The organism is Acinetobacter sp. 2JN-4, from assembly GCF_003687745.1.
In the GTDB taxonomy this organism is placed as follows: domain Bacteria; phylum Pseudomonadota; class Gammaproteobacteria; order Pseudomonadales; family Moraxellaceae; genus Acinetobacter; species Acinetobacter halotolerans.
Genome location: NZ_RDNY01000007.1, coordinates 1 through 20,538, shown reverse-complemented (window position 1 = coordinate 20,538; position 20,538 = coordinate 1). Strand labels below are relative to the sequence as shown.

The 20,538-nt window shown below is 39.2% G+C and carries 19 protein-coding genes; 4 read left to right on the top strand and 15 right to left on the bottom strand.

The features are described from left to right. Positions 1–23: 23 nt before the first annotated feature. The gene (locus EAH57_RS10745) at positions 24–638 is read right to left on the bottom strand and encodes a CoA pyrophosphatase (protein ID WP_171407440.1); all 615 of its coding nucleotides are present in this window, start codon (positions 636–638) and stop codon (positions 24–26) included. A 120-nt stretch (positions 639–758) separates the two neighbouring features. Between EAH57_RS10745 and EAH57_RS10740 the strand changes: the two genes are divergently transcribed. Further along, positions 759–1,307 (top strand): NUDIX hydrolase, encoded by a 549-nt coding sequence (locus EAH57_RS10740; protein WP_121930057.1) that lies wholly within the window; start codon positions 759–761, stop codon positions 1,305–1,307. Between the two features lie 42 nt (positions 1,308–1,349). On the opposite strand, the gene EAH57_RS10735 is transcribed toward EAH57_RS10740, so the two are convergent. The 6 genes from EAH57_RS10735 to EAH57_RS10710 all read right to left on the bottom strand — a co-directional run bounded on the left by EAH57_RS10735 (position 1,350) and on the right by EAH57_RS10710 (position 9,406). Beyond that, positions 1,350–3,305: a hypothetical protein gene (locus EAH57_RS10735; RefSeq protein ID WP_121930056.1), complete on the bottom strand. Its 1,956-nt coding sequence runs from the start codon at positions 3,303–3,305 to the stop codon at positions 1,350–1,352. Between the two features lie 23 nt (positions 3,306–3,328). After that, positions 3,329–4,579, bottom strand: coding sequence for a putative pilus assembly protein FilE (filE, locus tag EAH57_RS10730; RefSeq protein ID WP_121930055.1), 1,251 nt, complete (start codon positions 4,577–4,579; stop codon positions 3,329–3,331). Further along, positions 4,579–6,243, bottom strand: coding sequence for an OmpP1/FadL family transporter (locus EAH57_RS10725; protein WP_171407447.1), 1,665 nt, complete (start codon positions 6,241–6,243; stop codon positions 4,579–4,581). Before EAH57_RS10725 ends, filE begins: the two co-directional genes overlap by 1 nt. Before the next feature lie 12 nt (positions 6,244–6,255). Continuing rightward, the gene (locus tag EAH57_RS10720; RefSeq protein ID WP_121930053.1) at positions 6,256–7,386 is read right to left on the bottom strand and encodes a transporter; all 1,131 of its coding nucleotides are present in this window, start codon (positions 7,384–7,386) and stop codon (positions 6,256–6,258) included. 43 nt (positions 7,387–7,429) lie between these two features. Next, positions 7,430–8,263 carry a C39 family peptidase gene (locus EAH57_RS10715; protein WP_121930052.1) on the bottom strand — a complete coding sequence of 278 codons (834 nt, stop codon included), beginning with the start codon at positions 8,261–8,263 and terminating at the stop codon, positions 7,430–7,432. A 279-nt stretch (positions 8,264–8,542) separates the two neighbouring features. Beyond that, a complete protein-coding gene (locus tag EAH57_RS10710) occupies positions 8,543–9,406 on the bottom strand; it encodes a DUF6160 family protein (protein ID WP_121930051.1) in 864 nt (287 codons plus the stop codon). A gap of 522 nt (positions 9,407–9,928) precedes the next feature. On the opposite strand from EAH57_RS10710, the gene pabB reads away from it, so the two are divergent. After that, complete coding sequence (gene pabB / locus EAH57_RS10705; RefSeq protein ID WP_121930050.1) at positions 9,929–11,281, top strand: aminodeoxychorismate synthase component I; 1,353 nt, start codon at positions 9,929–9,931, stop codon at positions 11,279–11,281. A gap of 13 nt (positions 11,282–11,294) precedes the next feature. Here the strand turns inward: pabB and hisC are convergent, their stop codons facing one another. Both hisC and hisD read right to left on the bottom strand, forming a co-directional pair. Beyond that, on the bottom strand, positions 11,295–12,383 hold the full coding sequence (hisC, locus tag EAH57_RS10700) for a histidinol-phosphate transaminase (protein ID WP_121930049.1): 1,089 nt from the start codon (positions 12,381–12,383) through the stop codon (positions 11,295–11,297). 135 nt (positions 12,384–12,518) lie between these two features. Beyond that, positions 12,519–13,808 (bottom strand): histidinol dehydrogenase, encoded by a 1,290-nt coding sequence (gene hisD, locus EAH57_RS10695; protein WP_121930048.1) that lies wholly within the window; start codon positions 13,806–13,808, stop codon positions 12,519–12,521. Positions 13,809–14,078: 270 nt separating this feature from the next. Here hisD and EAH57_RS10690 point away from each other — a divergent pair, with 270 nt between their 5' ends. Then, entirely contained in the window at positions 14,079–14,510 is a 432-nt protein-coding gene (locus tag EAH57_RS10690) for a carboxymuconolactone decarboxylase family protein (RefSeq protein ID WP_121930047.1), read from the top strand. 2 nt (positions 14,511–14,512) lie between these two features. Beyond that, positions 14,513–15,436: a sigma-70 family RNA polymerase sigma factor gene (locus tag EAH57_RS10685; RefSeq protein ID WP_171407446.1), complete on the top strand. Its 924-nt coding sequence runs from the start codon at positions 14,513–14,515 to the stop codon at positions 15,434–15,436. Here EAH57_RS10685 and hisG read toward each other — a convergent pair. The 6 genes from hisG to EAH57_RS10655 all read right to left on the bottom strand — a co-directional run bounded on the left by hisG (position 15,433) and on the right by EAH57_RS10655 (position 20,312). Further along, the gene (gene hisG / locus EAH57_RS10680; protein ID WP_121930046.1) at positions 15,433–16,116 is read right to left on the bottom strand and encodes an ATP phosphoribosyltransferase; all 684 of its coding nucleotides are present in this window, start codon (positions 16,114–16,116) and stop codon (positions 15,433–15,435) included. The genes EAH57_RS10685 and hisG overlap by 4 nt on opposite strands. Next, positions 16,113–17,372, bottom strand: coding sequence for a UDP-N-acetylglucosamine 1-carboxyvinyltransferase (murA, locus tag EAH57_RS10675; protein ID WP_121930045.1), 1,260 nt, complete (start codon positions 17,370–17,372; stop codon positions 16,113–16,115). Before murA ends, hisG begins: the two co-directional genes overlap by 4 nt. A gap of 6 nt (positions 17,373–17,378) precedes the next feature. Next, entirely contained in the window at positions 17,379–17,630 is a 252-nt protein-coding gene (gene ibaG / locus EAH57_RS10670) for a BolA family iron metabolism protein IbaG (protein ID WP_005198374.1), read from the bottom strand. Between the two features lie 139 nt (positions 17,631–17,769). Further along, complete coding sequence (gene hpf / locus EAH57_RS10665) at positions 17,770–18,111, bottom strand: ribosome hibernation-promoting factor, HPF/YfiA family (protein ID WP_121930044.1); 342 nt, start codon at positions 18,109–18,111, stop codon at positions 17,770–17,772. A 167-nt stretch (positions 18,112–18,278) separates the two neighbouring features. Continuing rightward, entirely contained in the window at positions 18,279–19,727 is a 1,449-nt protein-coding gene (locus tag EAH57_RS10660; protein WP_004669793.1) for an RNA polymerase factor sigma-54, read from the bottom strand. A 249-nt stretch (positions 19,728–19,976) separates the two neighbouring features. Beyond that, positions 19,977–20,312 carry a hypothetical protein gene (locus EAH57_RS10655; RefSeq protein WP_121930043.1) on the bottom strand — a complete coding sequence of 112 codons (336 nt, stop codon included), beginning with the start codon at positions 20,310–20,312 and terminating at the stop codon, positions 19,977–19,979. Positions 20,313–20,538: the final 226 nt, after the last annotated feature.

Here is a 20,538-nt window from a genome sequence, read left to right as displayed (position 1 = left end):
TGAGAAAATACTTCTTTAAAAAATTAAAACTTAGACAGACCAAAATTAGGTGGATTGACTAGAAAAGGCCAGTTTTTTTTATGCCCTAAACCATATTGGAACAAAGAAACCAACATTCTCGCTGTTAAGCCCCAAACCACCTCACTCTCAACCTGCATACTTGGAAAATACAATGACTGACGCGCTAAACGAACTTCATACGGCAAAGGTGGAGCATCGATCAGCGCTTGAAGCTCAGCAAAAAAGATGCGATCAATTTCAGAAGGCTGTGCAATTAAGTCGACTTGCGCAGGGATCAACCCCACAATTGGCTTCACCAGCAGGCCACTACGCGCACGTTGGATCGGCAAATCACCTATCAGCTTCACATCAAATGGATTTAATGCAGTTTCTTCTTGGGCCTCACGTAAAGCAACCACAATATTACTGGTATCACTCGGATCACGCTTCCCACCCGGAAATGAAACCTCACCCGCATGTTGGGATAAATGGATCGAACGGCGTGTCAGCAACACTTTAGGTTGAGCCTCTTGCGTAATCGCAATCAAAACAGCCGCATCCGCCTGTTGGATTCGTTTGGAAAAACGCAACCGTTGTTGTAAAACTTGTATTAACGATGGTTCTTCCATATGACTCATCTCTTTTTCGCATTTTTCTTTATTATGCATCATAGCTGAAATTTGAACAGCAAATATAGAGATGATGCGCAGTCATAAAAATTCAGTTATGCTGAGCTATCTCTATCGCTGATGATAATTATGAGCTTTTGCGTTGCGTGTGGGCATCAAACCGAACAAAAAATTCCACTAGGTGATCATAAATCACGACTTGTTTGTACCCATTGTGGTCACATTCACTATGAGAATCCTAAAGTGATTTGTGGTGCATTGGCCATTTGGGAAAATAAAGTTTTACTCTGTCGTCGTGCAATTGAACCACGCTACGGACTATGGACATTACCCGCAGGCTATATGGAATTATTCGAGACCATGGAGCAAGGCGCAGCGAGAGAAACCCGTGAAGAAGCTGAAGCAGACGTTGAAATTGAACAACTCTACTGCACCTACAATATCCCACGTATTGGTCAAATCTATGTGCTATTTAAAGCGGTATTAAAACAAGGTGCGTTTGGTGCAGGTGAAGAAAGTTTAGAATGTCGATTGTTTGAAGAACATGAGATCCCTTGGAACGAACTTGCCTTTCCAAGTGTGGAACAAACCTTAAGACACTATTTTGCTGACCGTAAAAGCGGTGTCTTTCCACCCCATTTAGAAACATTAGGCACACGCATAGACCATACTGGTTAAATAAAAAAGACCGCAAATCGCGGTCTTTTAAATCACTAAAATTTAGGACTTGGTTTTAATGGCATTACACGCAGGAATATTTTGATCTGCGATTTTAATGGTTACTGTACCAGCCCAACGTTTCGCCAGCTCACGCTCTTCTGCTGTAGGCGCAACATATTTATCCTTATCCGTTTTTAGTCCGTCATAAAACCGTATATAGCTATCCAAAGCATTTGCATGGATATTGTCCCAAACGACAGTATTATTCGAAAAATTCGTTAAATTAATCCCTGTTGCTTGTCCTGCTAATAAATTATGGAGATTAATCTTCGCCCCACCGATTCCATCAATATTTAAACCAAATAACGCACCATCAATCGTCTCAAATTTTGGATGAGATAAGATCATACGTACAGAGACAGATTTATCATTGGTTGAAAACTGTGTTGCGCCCGTTGTACCAATACGATATTGGGTTTCATCATATTCATCTGTATATGTACCATCGGTATTCACAGTCTTGACTGTAGCACATTGTCCAGACATATCTGTTGCTGTAGCATCTTTCCGAATATCAGTCCGAATATCCCCATGTTGATCAATGACAATACCTAAATCTACTGACGGTAGTTTTGCAACTTCATCAAACCTAAAGGTTAATGTCGCATAGAGTGGGAATACGTATCGTTGTCCCGATGCAACATTTAGCTCAGTTTTAAAAATATCTTTTGCAAGGAAACTGGTGGGATTCACTTTTATTATATCAACCGTACCTCTAAAAGGTTGATTGCCTAGGGCTTGTTGCCATTGACCTAAATGAGAGCTATCGACTTTGTCACTATCTTTAAGATTGACTAAACCTCGATAGAATCCTTCTGTTCCAGCAATCGTCGTTCCATTCATCAACTTCCCTTGCTTAACAATCAAATTCTCGGATGCATTCGAATTAAAACTAAAAGACAAAGGTCGATCCACTTCAATCACTTGTGTAAATGGATTTAACCAACTGTACTGAGGATTGACTTGCATTTTCACAGATTTGGTTGTCGTTGTGAGGATAGTAGGTGCAATCACATTCCCATCTTTAATCGCACTTCCTCGCCATTGATGCCCATAACCAAAGATATAACCTTGGCGATCTGTTAATAACAAAGCCTCTCCGATCGCATGTAATAAATTATTGACCTTTGCATCTAAACATTTTGAATAATCCGTATTACAGCCAAAAAAGCCTTCTGGCAGCAGTGTCTTATTAGTACTGTCCCCAGATTTAAAAACTGTTCGGTTCGCGACCCACACACCAGTATTAGAAAAGTTTAATAATGTTGTCAACGTATCCAATGCCTGCTTATTAGAAACTGGGCTGACATCGACCCAAGGTTTTATTAGCTCAGCATATTGACCACTACTTAATTCATTGACACCAATCGACCCACCAATACCCGCAAGTTGATTCTTCTTTTCTTGCGTTATTTCAGTTGGTTGAATATCACCAATAACATTACTACCTTTCTCCGCGCCTAAACTTTGGAAAATTCTAACCAATGCCATCGCGACACGAATGGTCTCATCCGTCTCATCCAAAGTCGTTGGTGTTTTCCCAGTCAGCGCCATTGCCAAATCAATCACTCTCATACGAGATGGAGATTTCATTTTTAATTTAGAAATATCATCAAGTTTCACAGCACCTAAACTAATCTTCGGCGACTCTTCCCCTTGTAGATAAAACGTTACCGTATCACCCAATTTACAGGCACCCGTCACTGAGTTACTGTCAAATTTAGTTGCAAAATGATGCACGTTGTCTGAACTACAATCAAAATTTAAACCTGCTATAGGATAGTCCATAGCAAACTGTAAGCAGTTTGTTGCTGTGACATCACAACTGGTATTTGAAGTTACACCTTTCGTACCCTTTGTCGGATCTTCATTAATTTTAGCGCTTTCTCCACCACACCCATTCAAAAGAATGGCGAATGCAGAAAGTGCAAATGGCAATACTATTCTTTTATTCATACATCATTCATCCTAAATTTTAATTACTGTATAGCAGAGATTTTGATCTGTCCTTGATTCGAGAGTTCATGTTCTGATACATCCACTGCAGAAGCTAACGGCGTCATCATCATATAACGAGCATCCGAAGGGACTTTGATGACACCATGAATAGACGCATGCTGTAAAAAATTCGCATTTGTCACGCCGCTCTTAAACCCGCTTGCGCCTTCTTTGATACAGCCTTTTTCATCTAGAAAAACGACCAAAGGCCAATAATAAACAGGCTTTTCATTACTGACAGCATAAGAATCAATCTGCATAAACTCAATGGAAACATCTATTTTAACTAAGTCATATTCAAACTTTTCTTTTAAAGGCTTGCGTGGCCATACACCCACCTCCTTTTGAGGTGCCAATGTCTTAATTGATTTAGAGTAATCTGTTAAAAAGCAACGGTCATCTTCAAATGCGAGCGATAAATCCTGTTCAGACAACCGTACATAACTGTCAGCCAAAACAATGGGGGCATCAGCTTGTACTGAACGATTTAGAAGTTTGTCAAGAACTGATCGACTCACCCCTTTTTTCCGCTCCACCGTTTCTAAACGACCACTACCGTCTGGCATCATATAAAAACGCTTTTTTCCATCCAAATTGAATTCTTGGTCTTCGAGATATTCATTATTCACATATTCAATACCATCAATATTAGCAAAGGCGCTTGGCGTTGTTGTTTGCTGATTAGGGATTGAGGATGAGAGATTGGTAGTCTCTTTTACCTGTGATGGATTATTTTCCTTAGCAACTGGTACTTCTATTTTTTCTATTGTTTTCGGTTGAAGAATAGGTTTACCCTCCAACGGAGGATTTGTCTTGCTCACCACGCGTTTTACGATTTCTTTCTCAGCTGAGGGCTTGAGAGCACGATTTTCGATTGCTGTATCTTTCGTTGAGCTTGGATGAGAGGCGTGAACTGCGACAGAATTTGAAGCTTGAGGTTGCTGTGGTACTAAACCGTTGTCTTTGCCTATATTTAATCTCGGCTCAGGCGATTGTAATCGCACAGATTTTGACTTTTCTACCTGTTCAGCTTTCTTTTGAGGTATAACGCTCTCAACTTGTTTTTTTTGTGGTGCCTCCTGCTTTACACTTTTTTTAGGCACAATCATTGGGCGACCATCTGGCCCAATAATTGTATAAAAGCCATCTGCATAGCCAGTCGATCCATTTGCCAATACAACGCCTAGCATGAGCATCGCAAACTTTGATCCGTGTTTCATCGTCTTTTGCATTACCATCTTGTTCTATAATTAATACCAAGTAATGTAACCTTCGTATTTGTTTTAATATCTAGACCCGCATATGGGTTGAGTAGAATATTATCAACCCCAGTTTTATTGGCTAGGCTACTGGTATTTGCTGGAATATCATCACGACTGCGTAAAAAACCAATTGATAAATCTAAGTCTGTATCTTGGTCAAATCGATAGCCTAAACCCAAGCCAAACAACTGTGCATTGTTAATCGGTACCATGGTATTGCGTTTATCATCAGGAATTGAACTGGTTCGCGGCTCATATCCCATCCGTAGCTTTAAACGATCTGTCGCTGAATATTCAAAACCAATTCCCCAACGCCATGAGGACTGAAATTTCAACGGCAATGCCAGTGAACGATCGGTGACATCAGCAGACAATAATTTTGCAACTTTTAATAATGAAATCTGGCGATCGAACTCAAATTGAAATTTATCCCATGCAGAGAAATCTGTCCACCCGACATCAAAATTCATCTGTAAGTCTGGAAAAATTTTATATTTGATCCCTGCCTTAAAATGTTGTGGATATTTAAAATCCATCGCAACCAAACCAGACTCAATATCTGGCACAACTCCTGGTAAGCCTAAAATTGCTGCAAGGATTTGCCCTGTTGCTGATGAATTAAGACCAGCAACAAGTTGCTGTGGCGCAACCGCATTATTGATTAAATACTTACCTCGCAGACGCATTTTTGCTTCGCTTTGATAGACCATACCAAAACTAAAATCGTCTGTTGGCTCCCATAAAATCCCTAAGTTATAACTTGGGCTTAGTGATTGTTCTAATGCAACATCCAACGATCCCATTTTGTTAAAGGGATTCATTCCTTCCTTGGAATTACACATACCAAAAAGTAATAAATCGGTAATAATATCGCCATTACCTTTAAATGGAGCACAGACAACCTCATCGACCATACGCAATACGCCAATCATTTCATTGGGAAAACGTAAATCTGTTTTCATTGCAATAGCTTGATACGACATCCCAAATGAAGCACCTATCGCTAAGTGATCATTGACTTGATAACCAAATGATGGTGATAAATACGTAATACGCTCTAATGCAACTTGCTGTCCCATATAGTTACTGGGGTTACCGTCTTCAGCACCAAAGCCAGCCACTAAGGGTGCATAAATTGCTGTTGCATAGGTTACTTTAGAGCCTGGGGGCTTATATGAAATGCCCGCCGTAGGCGCAACCAAAGGCATATTCGGCCCTAAATCCACAATTTTCTTTAAGCCTGGAACATAAATACTCGCGTACTCAACATCTCCAGATACCGTGCCCTTAAAATCTGTACATATTCGCGCATCAATCTCTGGACCATCATTACAGACCAATGGATCATCAGAATAACCAAACACATTATATCCAGCGGGTGCTGTATAATCCCGTTTAATTGAAAAGTTAGCTAAAATCCCTTGTACATCGGTCTGTAAACCCTCCAACTTTGCGAGAGCAGCAGGGTTAAAATGCACTGCACTAATACCAGGTGGATCTGCAGTTACCGCATTTCCCAATGCCAGTGACCTTAAATCAACCGACAAATCTTGCCCTAATTGAGCATGTGTAATATTGGAAAGTCCCGCAATCAAGATACTAATCGTCAAAGGACATAATTTAGGGTATTTCACCATTACGTCTCCTTAGCGTAGTTTCTTACCGAAACCTATAATATCAAGCGGGAAAGACAAGCCTAATGATACATCTGGTGCATCCTCAGTTAAGCCGATTCCAACAGTCCCATTAACAATGGTTTTAGGTGAAACACGAACACCTAAAGCAAACGACAACATGGAACTACTTTGATCTGCTGACTTAAAGCTTTCATCATTTTTGAAATAGAATTTTGCACCCGTGTTAAAGCTTTGTTGATATGACATCGTCAATGAGACATCATAGTTAAATGAATAAGCAAAACCAAACGAGAATCCACCACTTAAACCTGGATCAAAACTTTCTAAAATACGATTACCACGGACTTGGTTTAATCCTGACTCCTTAAAACCGTAGCTTGCTGAAACAGAGCTAAATAAAACCACAGGATCGATATATTTACGCGTACTCGCACCACCACCGACTGAGTAATAGCCCTTACCTGTTGATAGCTCATCAGTCGCAATCTCATAAGGACTATCACCAGTCTTGGTTGATAGACTACCAAATACAATCAGAGGTAAACGCCCTTGTTTGAGTGGAAATGGCTCCCAACGTGCACTGAAAGAAATATCGCCGAGTCCTGCTGCTGTTTTATCATCTAATAATTGTTTTTTCGCCATAAAAGGCAATGAAGCAGATAAGGTAACGTTATCTAAAAAGCCATATTGCAAGGTAAAGGTATTGGTCAATGTATGATTGGCATCCTCTTCTACCCGAAGATTATTTAATCGCCCATCTTCCATCGAAGCATCAATACGGCTATCACGATAATAAGTATAATCAATGTCATAATAGGAAGAAATCACACCCTTCTTGATCAATGAATACTGACGTTCACTGGACGTAAAGACCTCTTGCAGATTGGCTTCTTGTGTCGCATCACCCTCCTGCTGCTGTAATGCACTAGCGGCCTGATTTACACTATTTTCAGCCGGCGATGGCTCTACCACAACTGACGTAACGTCAGCGGCTTCATCTGATTCTACAGCTAAGGTCTGTTCCGCGTCTTGAACCTGCTCAACCTGATCTAGTGGTGTTTGATCTTCCGCATAAAGAGTTGTTGTGATTGCACTTAGACTTAGGGCAAGCACACTCATATTCATCCATTGATTATTCATTATAACATCCTACTTATGCATTTAATTTACTAAAACTTAAGAACTATTTGCGCTTATAGTACATCCGCATATATGTCGTCACTGGTTGATTGTAGTTCGCTGAATCTTTGTTTGTTTCCAACACGCGGCGCATGGTCGATGCTCTATCCGCTAAACGCTCAAACCGAGGTGTTTGAAATTGAATGTCTGCAAGTGCATATTTATTTATGGTCGCATCTTCTACATGACGCATATCCGCATCTTGCAATGCCAATAAGTCTTTACGGTATTGCTCAGGCACATCAACGAGGAAAAGCGTATTATTATCCCAAACCTCTTTGAAACGGACCTCATCAAAACTGATATTACCCAAAGCAGGATCAGCGACATAAACACGTCCATCCTTATAAGCTTTGTAAACCACAAAATGCTTAAAGCCTGCATAAGTAATAGGAACGATCGCGGGTTGTTTTAATTCGATCAAATCAGAGAACTTCCCTCGATATCCACCACTATTCAACCCCAATGCCGTAACAAAGCGCTTCATGTCTAATAATGAAAAACTACGACGCTCAATAATACGTTGATATTCACCATACTGAAGTAAACCAGACATCGTTTGCTGTTCTGTTAAACTCAGACCACCATAACCATTTAACAACGTAGTTAATGCTGCTGAACCACAGCTATAGTCATAAGCTTGACGGACGATACCGCGAAACTGATCCTCTACTGCTGGTTTAATAGTGACTGCTTCACGGTGATTCCGTGTAAAAGAAGGGTTACGAGAATCTAGGGTTTCTGTATAGTAAACAGTCCCCTCAGGTTTTTTTTCTATTTCAAAGGCTTGCGTTGAGAAGTAATACATCAATGCCGAGCCTAAAGCGATCTCTAACATAAGTCTCTTTTTCTAACCGTGGCAACACTTGCCTTATTCATTTTATTTTTAGTGTTTAGTCACAAACACTACGTCCTTGCTTGTTGAAGATACCTTTTTTTATGAAAAAATACAGCTTTTTTTTATTTTTTTTGACGAAATGTATATTTTTCTTTTAAATTGGATTAATTTTATGTATCCAAAACATCGCCATAGATACAATATGACAATATCAATAATTATGGAAAACATATAATGCAAAAAAAGCGCATGAAGCGCTTTTTTTTGTTTAAATAAAAATTAGTGACCAGAAATGGTAATTGTTGATGAACCAACATTTAAACCTTGAATTTCTACATCACCGATTGAAGCGTTAGTAGCAGCAGTTGCACTGTCACCCAAACGCACACCAGCGATATACACATTCATACCTTGAGTACTGTTGTTTTGTAATACAAGCCCATTTTGCGTTACTGAGATATCAGCCTGAATATCTAAGTCACCAGTCGCATTACCCGTACCACGAACATAAATATTGTCTAAGAAGATTTGACCGCCACCCGCAGCATCATTGATACCAAGGTTAGAAATCGTCAAACCACCTTGTAAAGTAGAATCAAGTTTGATCATCGCGCCTTGTGGTGTAGCACCTAGTTGAACATTCGCAGTAATCGAACCTAAAGACAAGTCCAATCCAGATAGAATTTCCGTTGGTGTACCAACCACACCACGAACAGCAGTCGTAGTATCAGTTAAAGCAGCGCCGTTAGATGCCGCAACACCGATAGAACCGATGCTCACATCTACCGCACCAACAGTAGCCGCGATGTTCAGGAATGCTTCACCCCCAGTACCAGCATCAGTATCGATCACTAAATCGAGTAAGTTACCAGTACCAACTTGAGTAATACTAAGGCCATCAATTGTGATCGCACCCGCAACACCTGTTGCACCAGTAATGCCAGTTGCTGCTTGTAAACCATCGTTATCGTGAATATATAATTTATCGATAGAGATACCGCCAGCACCTAAAGCGATACCAATATTGATCCCATCTTGACCTGTCGCAGCGCTGAGTGCAGTATCGTCCATTGCCTGCATAGCCATTGCATTTGCGCTAATCGCCATTGAAGAAACTAAAACTAGTTTAGTAAACATTTTCATTGAGCACTCTCCCAAGAGCATTTATTTTTTGACTTTCACTACTCTAAACTGTCCACTGTTGTTTTTTATTAAATGACAACCTGAACTTCCAATCCTTGAGTAGTTCGCTTAGCAACTACTAAATTACTCGTTTGTTATTTTATGTTCAACTACTGTTAAATGTTTTTTAGTAACAACCCGATAAACGGCGCGCATCAAGACATTCAAACTCGTAATAAATAAAGATAAATAAGTATCTAAAAAACATAGTTATTTATAAAAATTAAACACTTAAATTTTGATCATAGTTGTCAAAAACCACACCCTCTGTCTACTCTCTAAAAAGTAACCATAAAATGTAAGCAAAATTTTTCTTTCCTTTCTCTGTATCAATAACATTGACATTTACGTCCCAAGCTTTTTTGATCATACAATTAAAATGTCTGTCTGTTTTTCATTCTAAATCATTATAAAATATCACGTGCATTTTTTGATTGTAGTACAATCCTCTTTCCCAAATGTAGATGAATATATTTTCATTTTATGTCTTATTTTAAACAAAAGCTTAATACAGAACTTACATCTGCATTTGACCTTCTCTCCCAACTTTATGATTTAACGGGTTTGGTCTATTTGCATGACCAAAATTTTCCAGTGATTGCTTTTTTACCTAAAAAATTTCTACTATCTCAGCAATCCATACTTCAACAGTTTCATCAAACTGCATTCAATCAATATCAATTACAACCAAAAACAACAACCGTTACCGAGTTCTCAAGCTTTGATCCAACCACTCAAAATCCCCAGAAAAATGTTGCATTTGATGGAGGGTATATTGGTTTTTTCAGTTATGACTACAGTGCCAATCAGCATGTCAATATTTCCAGCCACCCTCAACCCAGCTTTTTCTTAGGTCAATATTCAACTTTCTTGAGATTTCAGGACAATGCTTGGTATTTTCATAGCCGTGAAGAAAATGCTCAGGCTATTTATGCACATATATCTAATCTGATTGCTCAACCAACATCTAAGAACCTGTTCGCTCTTACTTTACTTGAAGCATTCCACCCTCGCTGGTCAAAACAACAATACCTAAATGCATTCCAACACGTTCACGAATATATTAAAGCGGGAGATTGTTATCAAATTAATCTCACCCAAGAGTTCAAAGCGACTGCTCAAGGTGCATTATTAAGTTCAGCACAAGCATTATGGCAGCTCACACACGCGCCTTATGCAGGCTATCTAAAAATTAATGATTTTGAACTACTCAGTTGTTCTCCTGAGTTATTTATTGAATTCCAAAATAATCGAAAAATAAAAACACGTCCCATCAAAGGAACAATGCCACGTTTTAATGACCCTCAACAGGATCAGATGTCTAAAGAAAAACTCAGTCACTCAGAAAAAGATCAAGCTGAGAATGTCATGATCGTTGATTTATTAAGAAATGATTTAAGTGTTTACGCTGAGACAGGTTCGGTTACAACTACCAAACTATTTGAAATCGAAAGTTTCAATCAAGTGCATCACATGGTCAGTGAAATTACCGCGACCTTGAAAGAAGAAATCAATCCAATGCAAATGTTATTGTCTGCCCTACCTGGTGGTTCAATTACAGGGGCACCTAAAATTCGGGCCATGCAAATTATTGAGGAACTAGAAGGTGCGCCCCGCGGTGCTTATTGCGGCAGTTTAGGATATTTTAATTTTGATGGGACGGGTCGATGGAATATTTTGATTCGCAGTATTCAAAAATATCAAAACGAATTATCCATGTGGGCAGGCGGCGGTATCACCATCGCTTCTGACGCTGAAGCCGAATATCAAGAATGCTTTGATAAAATTTCTGCCATGCTCGATTTACTCAACACATGGCAGAAAACAGATCTCTAAATCAAAAATGGATTTATAAAATATGCGTTTTAAGCGTATCTACTAAACGCTTATTTTGTTCATCTGTACCAATCGTGATACGCAAGAATTGGTTAATCCGAGGTTTATTGAAATAACGAACTAGAATCCCCTGCTCACGTAATTGTTGCATCAATTGAGCCGCATCATATTTTGGATGCGTGGCAAAAATGAAATTTGCTTTTGATGGCAATACTTGAAAACCTAGAACCGTTAATTCACTGATTAATTTTTCACGGCTGTCTATGACTTTTTCACATTGTGCTTCAAAATAGGCCTGATCCTCAAATGAGGCAACCGCAGCTGCAATTGCAAAACGATCCATTGGATAAGAGTTAAAGCTATTTTTTACTGCTTCAAGTGCAGCAATCAAATGACTTTGTGCAATGGCAAACCCGACACGTAAACCCGCCAATGAACGTGATTTAGAGGTTGTTTGGCAGACCACTAAGTTTTCATATTTATCAACCAATTGAACAGCAGTTTCAGCACCAAAGTCGACATAAGCCTCATCGATCACAACGACACGATTAGGATTTGCTTGTAAAACCTGTTCGATTTGATCCAAACCCAAAGCAATACTGGTTGGTGCATTTGGATTGGTAATAATAACCCCACCATTCACTTGCTTATAATCTACAACATCAATTTCAAAATTTTCATTCAATGGAATTTGCTGGGTGTGGATTCCAAAAAACTGGCTATAAACAGGATAGAAACTATAAGTAATATCGGGATAAAGTACAGGTTCTTTCTGAATAAAAAATGCTTTAAAAATATGCGCTAAAACTTCATCAGAACCATTTCCTACAAAGACTTGTGTAATATCAATATTTTGTTGCTTAGCAATTGCTTGCTTCAAGGCTGTTGCATCAGGGTCTGGATATAGGCGCAAAGCATCTGCTTGATTTGCCAAAACGGCTTGAACCGCTGCCTCAACTTTCGGTGAGGGCGGATAAGGGTTTTCATTAGTATTAAGTTTTAATAAATTCTGAATTTTAGGTTGCTCACCAGGAACATACGGTTCCAATTCACGAACTTCAGGGCTCCAAAAACGCATTTGTTCTGTTGTGATATTTGACATTTTGTTTTCTCTTTTAACCTTCACCTAAGCTCTCGAAGAGGAATATTCAAACTTATTCCACCAAAATATTAAGTCTGCAGGTGGCTAATTCCCTCTCCTATAAGGAGAGGCTTAGGGAGAAGTTTTAAATTAAATTTATTGATAACGGTAGCGTGCTGAACGGGCATGAGCATCTAGATTTTCCTGTACCGCAAGCACATCTGCAGTTTTCGCCAAAGGTTTAACACCTTCCTGTGAACACATGATTAGGCTAGAACGCTTTTGGAAATCATAGACGCCAAGTGGAGACGAGAAACGCGCTGTACCCGACGTTGGCAAGACATGGTTTGGACCTGCACAATAATCACCAATTGCTTCAGGCGTATAACGCCCCATAAAGATTGCACCAGCATGACGAATCTCTTGGCTCATCTGTTCAGCATCATCTAAACACAGCTCTAAATGCTCAGGTGCAACTTGATTAATCAATTCAACTGCTTCTGCTCGATCTCTAACGAGAACCAATGCACCTCGATTTTGAATCGAAGTTCTGGCAATCTCAGCTTTTGGTAATTCACTTAAATGCTTTTCAATCGCAGCATCAACGGCATTCAAAAGATCTTCATCAGGTGTAATAAAAATAGCTTGGGCAACCGTATCATGTTCCGCTTGTGACAACACATCTATCGCAAGCCAATCCGCATTATTTTCGCCTTCGGCATAAACCAAAATTTCTGAAGGCCCTGCGATCATATCAATACCGACTTGACCAAATACGGCTCTTTTTGCCGCTGCAACAAAACGATTTCCTGGACCAGTAATTTTATCTACTGCTGGAACAGTTTGTGTGCCATAAGCCAAAGCGGCGACAGCTTGCGCACCACCAATTGTAAATACTCGACTCACCCCAGCCAAATAAGCTGCTGCTAGAACCAATGGATTTAACTCACCATTGGGTGCCGGAACAACCATAATGATTTCAGGAACACCTGCAACATGGGCAGGAAGTGCGTTCATCAATACAGAAGATGGGTAAGAAGCTAAACCACCGGGCACATAAATTCCGACCCGATCAAGTGGTGTGACTTTTTGACCTAAAGTATTTCCTAACTCATCAATATAAGTCCACCCTTCTTGCTTTTGAGCTTGATGGAAAGCACGAATACGCTTTGCAGCAAGTTCTAATGCATCACGGATTTCAACCGTTAATCCCTCAAATGCAGTTTTAAGTTGTGCTTGAGTCAGCTCTAAATCAGAGAATTGATGCGCGGGATGTCGATCGAACTGTTGCGTTAATTTAAGCACATGATCATCACCATGTTGACGAACATCAGCAATAATTTGATCTACAGTTTGTATTAATTGAGGATCGTTGACAGTTTCAAATGCTAATAGTTCAGCAAATGTCTGTTTAAAATTTTGATCCTGAGTCGATAAACGTCGCATCAATTTACCCACAAGGCGAATAAGAGAGCGCTAAGTTTACTCTTTTTCACTCTATTTGTGGATGCAATATCAGCCTAAAAAAATATTGAGGGAAAATCAGTACATCAATAAGCAATCCAATAGCATTACTCATCTAAAAACTACTAATTAATTAGAAATATTTTTAAAATAAAAACAACTTCTTAAAAATTATTTTTAGATCCTTGTCACAAATTTGAATGCTGATTCGTCAATCTAAGAACCCTATTTGTTCATATCAGGAGTTTTAAAATGACGAACAGTAATATTCATCCTCAAAAACATTTACCGGATGCAGTGCAGCACCTCCATCAAGTGCACCAAAATCTTGACGACTTAGACTTGATCCCGCGCTCTCTTTATCATTTAGTTCTATTAAGAGCTTCACAAATCAATGGGTGTGCTTATTGCGTCAAAATGCATATTGCCGAAGCGTTAGCAGATGGTGAGACCCAATCACGTCTAGACCGCCTCATTGTATGGCGTCATTGTGCTGACTATAGCGACCAAGAAAGAGTCGCCTTTGCTTGGGTAGAAGCATTAACGACACTACACCCTCAAACAGATTATGCGCCGCTACGTTCTAACCTATTAGAATATTTCAACGAACAGCAAATATCTGCTTTAACTTTGTTGATTAGCATGATTAATTTATGGAATCGTATTGGCATTTCACAACATTAAAGATGATGCAAAATCAACAAAATCTAACCACACACGATTTAGATCTATTTCAAGCAAGCCGAGCATTCTTGTTCGGCCTAGCTTATCGTCTCTTAGGTTCAACACATGATGCAGATGACGTATTACAGGATATTTTTCTAAAATGGCAAATGCAGCCTAAAGAGGAAATCCTCAATCCCCAAGCTTGGCTGACTTCGGTATGTACTCGTCATTGTATTGACTTACTTCGTTCACACCACAAGTCACGGACTGAATATGTGGGTACATGGTTACCCGAACCGTATCAACATACAGAACAGATATCGATTGAATCTGATTACACCCTATCTACTGCATTTCTTTTAGTTCTTGAAAAACTCTCCCCCAAAGAACGAGCAGCTTACTTACTACACGATATTTTTAATCTTGAGTACCAAGAGGTTTCTGAAATTATTCAAGAGCGGCACAGTTATTGTCGGCAATTAGTAGCACGTGGAAGAAAACGGATTTCAGAACAACCAAAAGTACTTTCGACATTACCAACTTCACATCAGATGACTTTACTAAATGCGTTTAGAGATGCCGTTCACTCACACAATCTCGATCAACTTAAAAAACTACTGAGTGAAGATATTCAGCTTGCTGCAGATGGTGGCGGTAAGGTTTCAGCCATTCCTCAACCACTCATCGATCAGCCCAGTGTGTTACGCTTTTTTGAGCGCTTGCTATTTCAGGCTTGGAATAAGCTTTTTTGGGAAATATGTCATCTCAATGGCAATATTGGCTTTAAGTTATATGATCAGCAGCATAATTGTGTGATCGCGATGACATTTGCATTTGATCGCAATCAGCAGATTCAAAATATCTATGTCATGCGAAATCCCGACAAACTAAAAAAAGGCCAACCTAAGTTGACCTTTGTACAGAATAAGAGCTTTTATTTCTAACGCTCTTTAATCGCCTGCTCAAGTTGAGTCAGGATTGGGTTTAATAAAGCTTGTTTACGTTTGAAACTTGCTTTATTAACAATTAAACGTGAAGAAACTTTGCAAATTTCTTCTAATGGCTCTAAGCCATTGGCACGTAAAGTATTCCCGGTATCCACCACATCGACAATATAATCGCCCAATCCAACAAGCGGTGCAAGTTCCATTGAACCATAGAGCTTAATCACATCAACCTGCTCACCAAGGCTTGCATAATATTGACGAGTTAAGTTGACGTATTTGGTTGCGATCTTTAAACGCCCTTTTGGACGTTCCATTCCCACTTTCCCCGCAGTCATTAACTTACAATTGGCAATTTTCAGGTCAAGTAACTCATAAACATGTTGCGCACCATGTTCCATCAATACATCTTTACCTGCTACGCCAAAGTCTGCTGCACCATTTTCAACATACGTCGGCACATCAGAAGCACGTAAAATAAGAATACGTACTTTTTTATGCGTAGTTGGAAAAATCAGCTTACGCGACTTTTCTGGATCTTCCAGTAAGTTGATGCCAGCATTTTCAAGCAAAGGTAAAGTCTCTTTTAAAATACGACCTTTACTGAGCGCCAAAGTTAAACCATGATCAAAATTGCCCATTACATCAAAATTTGGATCATCGTTTCTTACGTCATTCATCCTTTTACTCGCTTAATCTGAGCCCCTAAACTTTGCAATTTTTCTTCGATGTGTTCGTAACCACGATCAATATGATAAATACGATCGATCAATGTCTCACCCTCTGCAACCAAAGCAGCAAGAACAAGCGAAAATGAAGCACGCAAATCAGTCGCCATCACAGGTGCAGCTTGAAGTGTATCTACTCCAGTTACAACCGCGTCATGCCCTTCAACTTGAATGTTTGCCCCCATACGAGACAGTTCGGGTACATGCATAAAACGATTTTCAAAAATTGTTTCAGAAATCGTTGCAAAACCACGACCGATTGCATTCACTGCCATCAATTGTGCTTGCATATCCGTAGGGAAATCTGGATGTGGTAATGTTCTAAAACTCACAGCTTTAGGACGTTTACCTTGCATATCTAGTTCAATCCAGTCATCACCGCAAGTAACTTCCGCACCCATTTCTTCAAACTTCTCCAATACCGCTTCTAGCAATAAAGGGTCAGTATGTGTGGTTTTAACTCTGCCACCCGTAATCGCAGCAGCAGCTAAATATGAACCTGTTTCAATACGGTCAGCAACCACAGCGTATTCACAACCATGTAGACTTTCTACACCAGTTACAACCAACGTATCCGTGTCTAAACCTTCAATCTTAGCGCCCATTTTAATCAGCATTTGCGCAAGATCAGTAATTTCTGGTTCACGAGCAGCATTACGAATCGTGGTTACACCATCAGCCAATGCCGCAGCCATTAAAATGTTTTCTGTACCGCCAACAGTGACCATATCAAAAACAACTTCGCCACCTTTTAAGCGGCCATCAACTGAAGCATGGACATAACCATTTTCAACTTCAATTTGCGCACCCAAAGCTTCTAGTGCTTTTAGATGCTGATCAACAGGACGTGAACCAATTGCACAACCACCAGGCAATGAAACCTTCGCATTACCATAACGCGCTAATAACGGACCAAGCACCAGAATAGATGCACGCATTGTTCTTACAAGCTCATAGGGTGCGAATTGGTTATCTAATGTTGAAGCATCAGCACAAACCGTTTCACCCTCATAACTCATGGTGATCCCCAAACCAGCAATCAGTTCAACTAATGTATTTACATCTTTTAGATTGGGTACATTGGTTAGCGTAATCGGAGAGTCAGCAAGGATCATTGCTGCAAGTAAAGGCAAAGCTGCATTTTTAGCACCAGAAATGCGCACTTCGCCCTCGAGCTTAACACCGCCCGTAATTAAAAATTTATCCATTAATATTTATGCTCCGAAAAGGCTTGCTTTACGCCATTCGTCTTTTGTCATTGCGCGAATCGTAACAGCGTGAACTGCACCACTCGCAATATAAGAATTCAGGGGTGCATAAACAGCCTGTTGGCGAGTGACGGTACGTTTACCTTCAAACTGGTCATCAACAATACGAAGATCAAACTTGCCAGCCTGTCCGCTCACTGCTACTTCTGCTTCAGGAAAAGCTTCTTTTAAAATTTGCGTGAGCTGCTCACTATTCATTGCCAAGACCTCTTATACAACCATTGGTGTAAAACGCGCTATTTTACTATAACTTTTTCATATAATTCAGTAAGCGTTTTCTTTTTTTATCACTAAAAAAAGAGGCTCTATAAAAAGCCTCTTTCACTCAACTTAAAAATTAAGTCAAAATTGCAAGTTCATGTTGATAAGAACATTGTATTTTTCTATGTTTTGCAAGCTGTCGCTTTAATTTTTCTGTTAGTTTTTTTATCGAAGTATACATATCATCGGCTGTCGCCTGTGCAAACAATTCAACCCCCGGCAGACGTATAATTGCTTCTGCAATATGGTTTGCACTCCCTTTATGTGAACGTTTATCGACTTGATGATCTTTAGCCAGTTTGATCTGCATACTATTGACTTGATCTAGATGCTTGGTCATTTGACTAAACTTTTCTTTAATATTCTCTTCAATTGCAGGTGTAATGGTTAAATGGTGTCCACGAATCGTTATTTGCATAATTCTATCCCTCACCTTTTCTTAGGATACGAAAACATCGCCCAAGCAATCTAATGCACATAATGTGGTTCAACACTCATTAAATCATCTTAGCGAGTCCTCTAGTGATTATTAAAAAATTCATTATTTGGTCATAATGAATGCCTAGAATAGTCACACCTTGAAATTCAGATCAAGACTTTTCTTTCAGAAGATGATGGAATATGTAACGATTCACGATATTTTGCGACGGTCCGTCGAGCGACCTCAATTCCTTCTACCTTTAACATCTCAGCAATTATATTATCCGACAAAGGTTTACGTGGATTTTCATTCGAAACTAATTTTCTAATCATGGCTCGAATCGCTGTGGAAGAAGCCTCCCCACCTGCCGTTGTTCCGACATGACTTGAAAAGAAATATTTCAATTCAAAAAGTCCACGTGGTGTCAGCATATATTTATTGGTTGTCACGCGAGACACTGTCGACTCATGTAGTTCAACTTCTTCAGCTACATCACGCAACACCAAAGGCTTCATCGCCTCAGGTCCCAACTCTAAAAATGCTCTTTGATGTTCAACAATGCACGTCGCGACTTTTAATAATGTTTTATGACGCTCATCAACACTTTTAATGAAATTTTTAGCCTCCAACATCTGATTGCGTAGATAAACATTATCATCACTTTGATCAGCACGACGAATCATGCTGGAATAAAAGGAGTTGATTCTCAATTTTGGAATGACATCAGGATTAAGTTGCACTTGCCAATGTAGATCTTTTTTAGCAACAACGACATCTGGAACTTGATATTCAGATTCTTGCTGATTGAACTCTAAACCAGGATAAGGCTTCAAAGTTTTTAATAAATCAACTGCACTTTTTAACTGCTCTTTAGATAGGCCCGTTTGTTTTAACAGCTTATTTAAATCATTTGCAATGAGCAGCTCATAACTCTTCAGAAGCTTCTTTGCTTCAGCCACATAAGGAGATTTTTCGTTCAAACTTTCGAGTTGAATCATAAGACATTCTGCAAGGTTTCGCGAACCGACACCAACTGGATCTAAATGTTGAATATGTTTAAGAACAACAACGATTTCATCTAATTCAACCTCTTCCTCACTATCCATTTCTTGCAATATGCGCGTTACGGCAAACAGAATTTCATCTAAATCAGCATCTAGGAATCCTTTATCATCTAAAGAATCTACTAAACAATATGCAATCAACTTATCTATATTAGAAAAATGTAATAAATTAACTTGTTCTAAAATATGTTCTTTTAGATTATGTTGAACCTGTCGATTATCTTCTCGTTCTTCATACTCAGGTGATCCTAAAGCTGTAGACTGATGGGTGTAAATATCATCCCATTCTGTATCAACGGGTAAATCATTTGGTAGATGATCAGCATTAAGTTCTGTTGTTAAATCCGCATTTTCCGCTGGCTCTAATGTAGATAAGCTTTCTGTTGTGCCAATCTCTTCAATTTTTTCCAGTAACGGGTTACTATCTAATTGTATTTGTACTTCTTGCTCTAACTCTAAACTTGAAAGCTGTAAGAGTCGAATCGCCTGCTGCAATTGAGGAGTTAGCGATAGACTATTCGTAACTTTCAACCCAACAGATAATCTCATAAAATCTTCCTTCAAAAATCAAGCAAAAAACATGCCTATAAAATTATTTATAACATAAAGAAATGTTTACGCCTACAAGGAAAATTCTTTTCTACTGACTTATTTGTTCAAAAAACTAGCGAAAGTATAAATATTTATTGTAATACGAAGTCTACTTTAACCTCAACGCTCTCTTGAAAATGATAGTTCGAGTTAAATGGAAACACTTATCAGAGCAGATTGCTTCTTTTTATGGTGAGGAAGTATCAACTACTTTATATTTTGTTGCTTAAGACATTCAAACATTTCTTCAAGCACTTTCTGCCCCATAGTACTTTGCACAAGTTCATTTAAATCGCCTGAGAGAAAATCAGACCAAGTTGTACTCGCTGAACCAGAAGAATGTGCATAACGCCCGCAAGCAGACCAGACTTTCTTATCAGATGTGATAAAAGCTTCATAAAGCTCTCCTTCAGGATTATCAAGGACCCATTTACGAATTATTCTAGGTGCTTGATATTTTTGCTTGGATTTTTTCAATCTGCTCCACATTAAGAAACATAAATAGACCGCGCCAATACCAGATAAAAGTGTATAGAAAATCATGCCAGTCCTAATATCAATACTAAATAAATTTTTCTCTATTTAAATTTTAAGGCCCTTAAATTGGGCCTTAAAGTTATCTATTATTTTCTATGCGCCATAAAAAAACACCCCAACCTCTTACGAGACTGGGGTGTTTAGAATTTAAAAGCTGGCGATGACTTACTCTCACATGGCAAGTGCCACACTACCATCAGCGCGAAGAGGTTTCACTTCTGAGTTCGGGAAG

Coding starts and splice junctions, on each gene's coding strand:
- hisG (WP_121930046.1), bottom strand. CDS start 16,116: ATGAATGACGTAAGAAACGATGATCCAAATTTTGATGTAATGGGCAAT.
- murA (WP_121930045.1), bottom strand. CDS start 17,372: ATGGATAAATTTTTAATTACGGGCGGTGTTAAGCTCGAGGGCGAAGTG.
- EAH57_RS10660 (WP_004669793.1), bottom strand. CDS start 19,727: ATGAGATTATCTGTTGGGTTGAAAGTTACGAATAGTCTATCGCTAACT.
- EAH57_RS10690 (WP_121930047.1), top strand. CDS start 14,079: ATGACGAACAGTAATATTCATCCTCAAAAACATTTACCGGATGCAGTG.
- pabB (WP_121930050.1), top strand. CDS start 9,929: ATGTCTTATTTTAAACAAAAGCTTAATACAGAACTTACATCTGCATTT.
- hisD (WP_121930048.1), bottom strand. CDS start 13,808: ATGCGACGTTTATCGACTCAGGATCAAAATTTTAAACAGACATTTGCT.
- EAH57_RS10715 (WP_121930052.1), bottom strand. CDS start 8,263: ATGTTAGAGATCGCTTTAGGCTCGGCATTGATGTATTACTTCTCAACG.
- EAH57_RS10740 (WP_121930057.1), top strand. CDS start 759: ATGAGCTTTTGCGTTGCGTGTGGGCATCAAACCGAACAAAAAATTCCA.
- filE (WP_121930055.1), bottom strand. CDS start 4,579: ATGCAAAAGACGATGAAACACGGATCAAAGTTTGCGATGCTCATGCTA.
- EAH57_RS10735 (WP_121930056.1), bottom strand. CDS start 3,305: ATGAATAAAAGAATAGTATTGCCATTTGCACTTTCTGCATTCGCCATT.
- EAH57_RS10655 (WP_121930043.1), bottom strand. CDS start 20,312: ATGATTTTCTATACACTTTTATCTGGTATTGGCGCGGTCTATTTATGT.
- EAH57_RS10710 (WP_121930051.1), bottom strand. CDS start 9,406: ATGAAAATGTTTACTAAACTAGTTTTAGTTTCTTCAATGGCGATTAGC.
- EAH57_RS10685 (WP_171407446.1), top strand. CDS start 14,513: ATGATGCAAAATCAACAAAATCTAACCACACACGATTTAGATCTATTT.
- hpf (WP_121930044.1), bottom strand. CDS start 18,111: ATGCAAATAACGATTCGTGGACACCATTTAACCATTACACCTGCAATT.
- hisC (WP_121930049.1), bottom strand. CDS start 12,383: ATGTCAAATATCACAACAGAACAAATGCGTTTTTGGAGCCCTGAAGTT.
- ibaG (WP_005198374.1), bottom strand. CDS start 17,630: ATGAATAGTGAGCAGCTCACGCAAATTTTAAAAGAAGCTTTTCCTGAA.
- EAH57_RS10720 (WP_121930053.1), bottom strand. CDS start 7,386: ATGAATAATCAATGGATGAATATGAGTGTGCTTGCCCTAAGTCTAAGT.
- EAH57_RS10745 (WP_171407440.1), bottom strand. CDS start 638: ATGAGTCATATGGAAGAACCATCGTTAATACAAGTTTTACAACAACGG.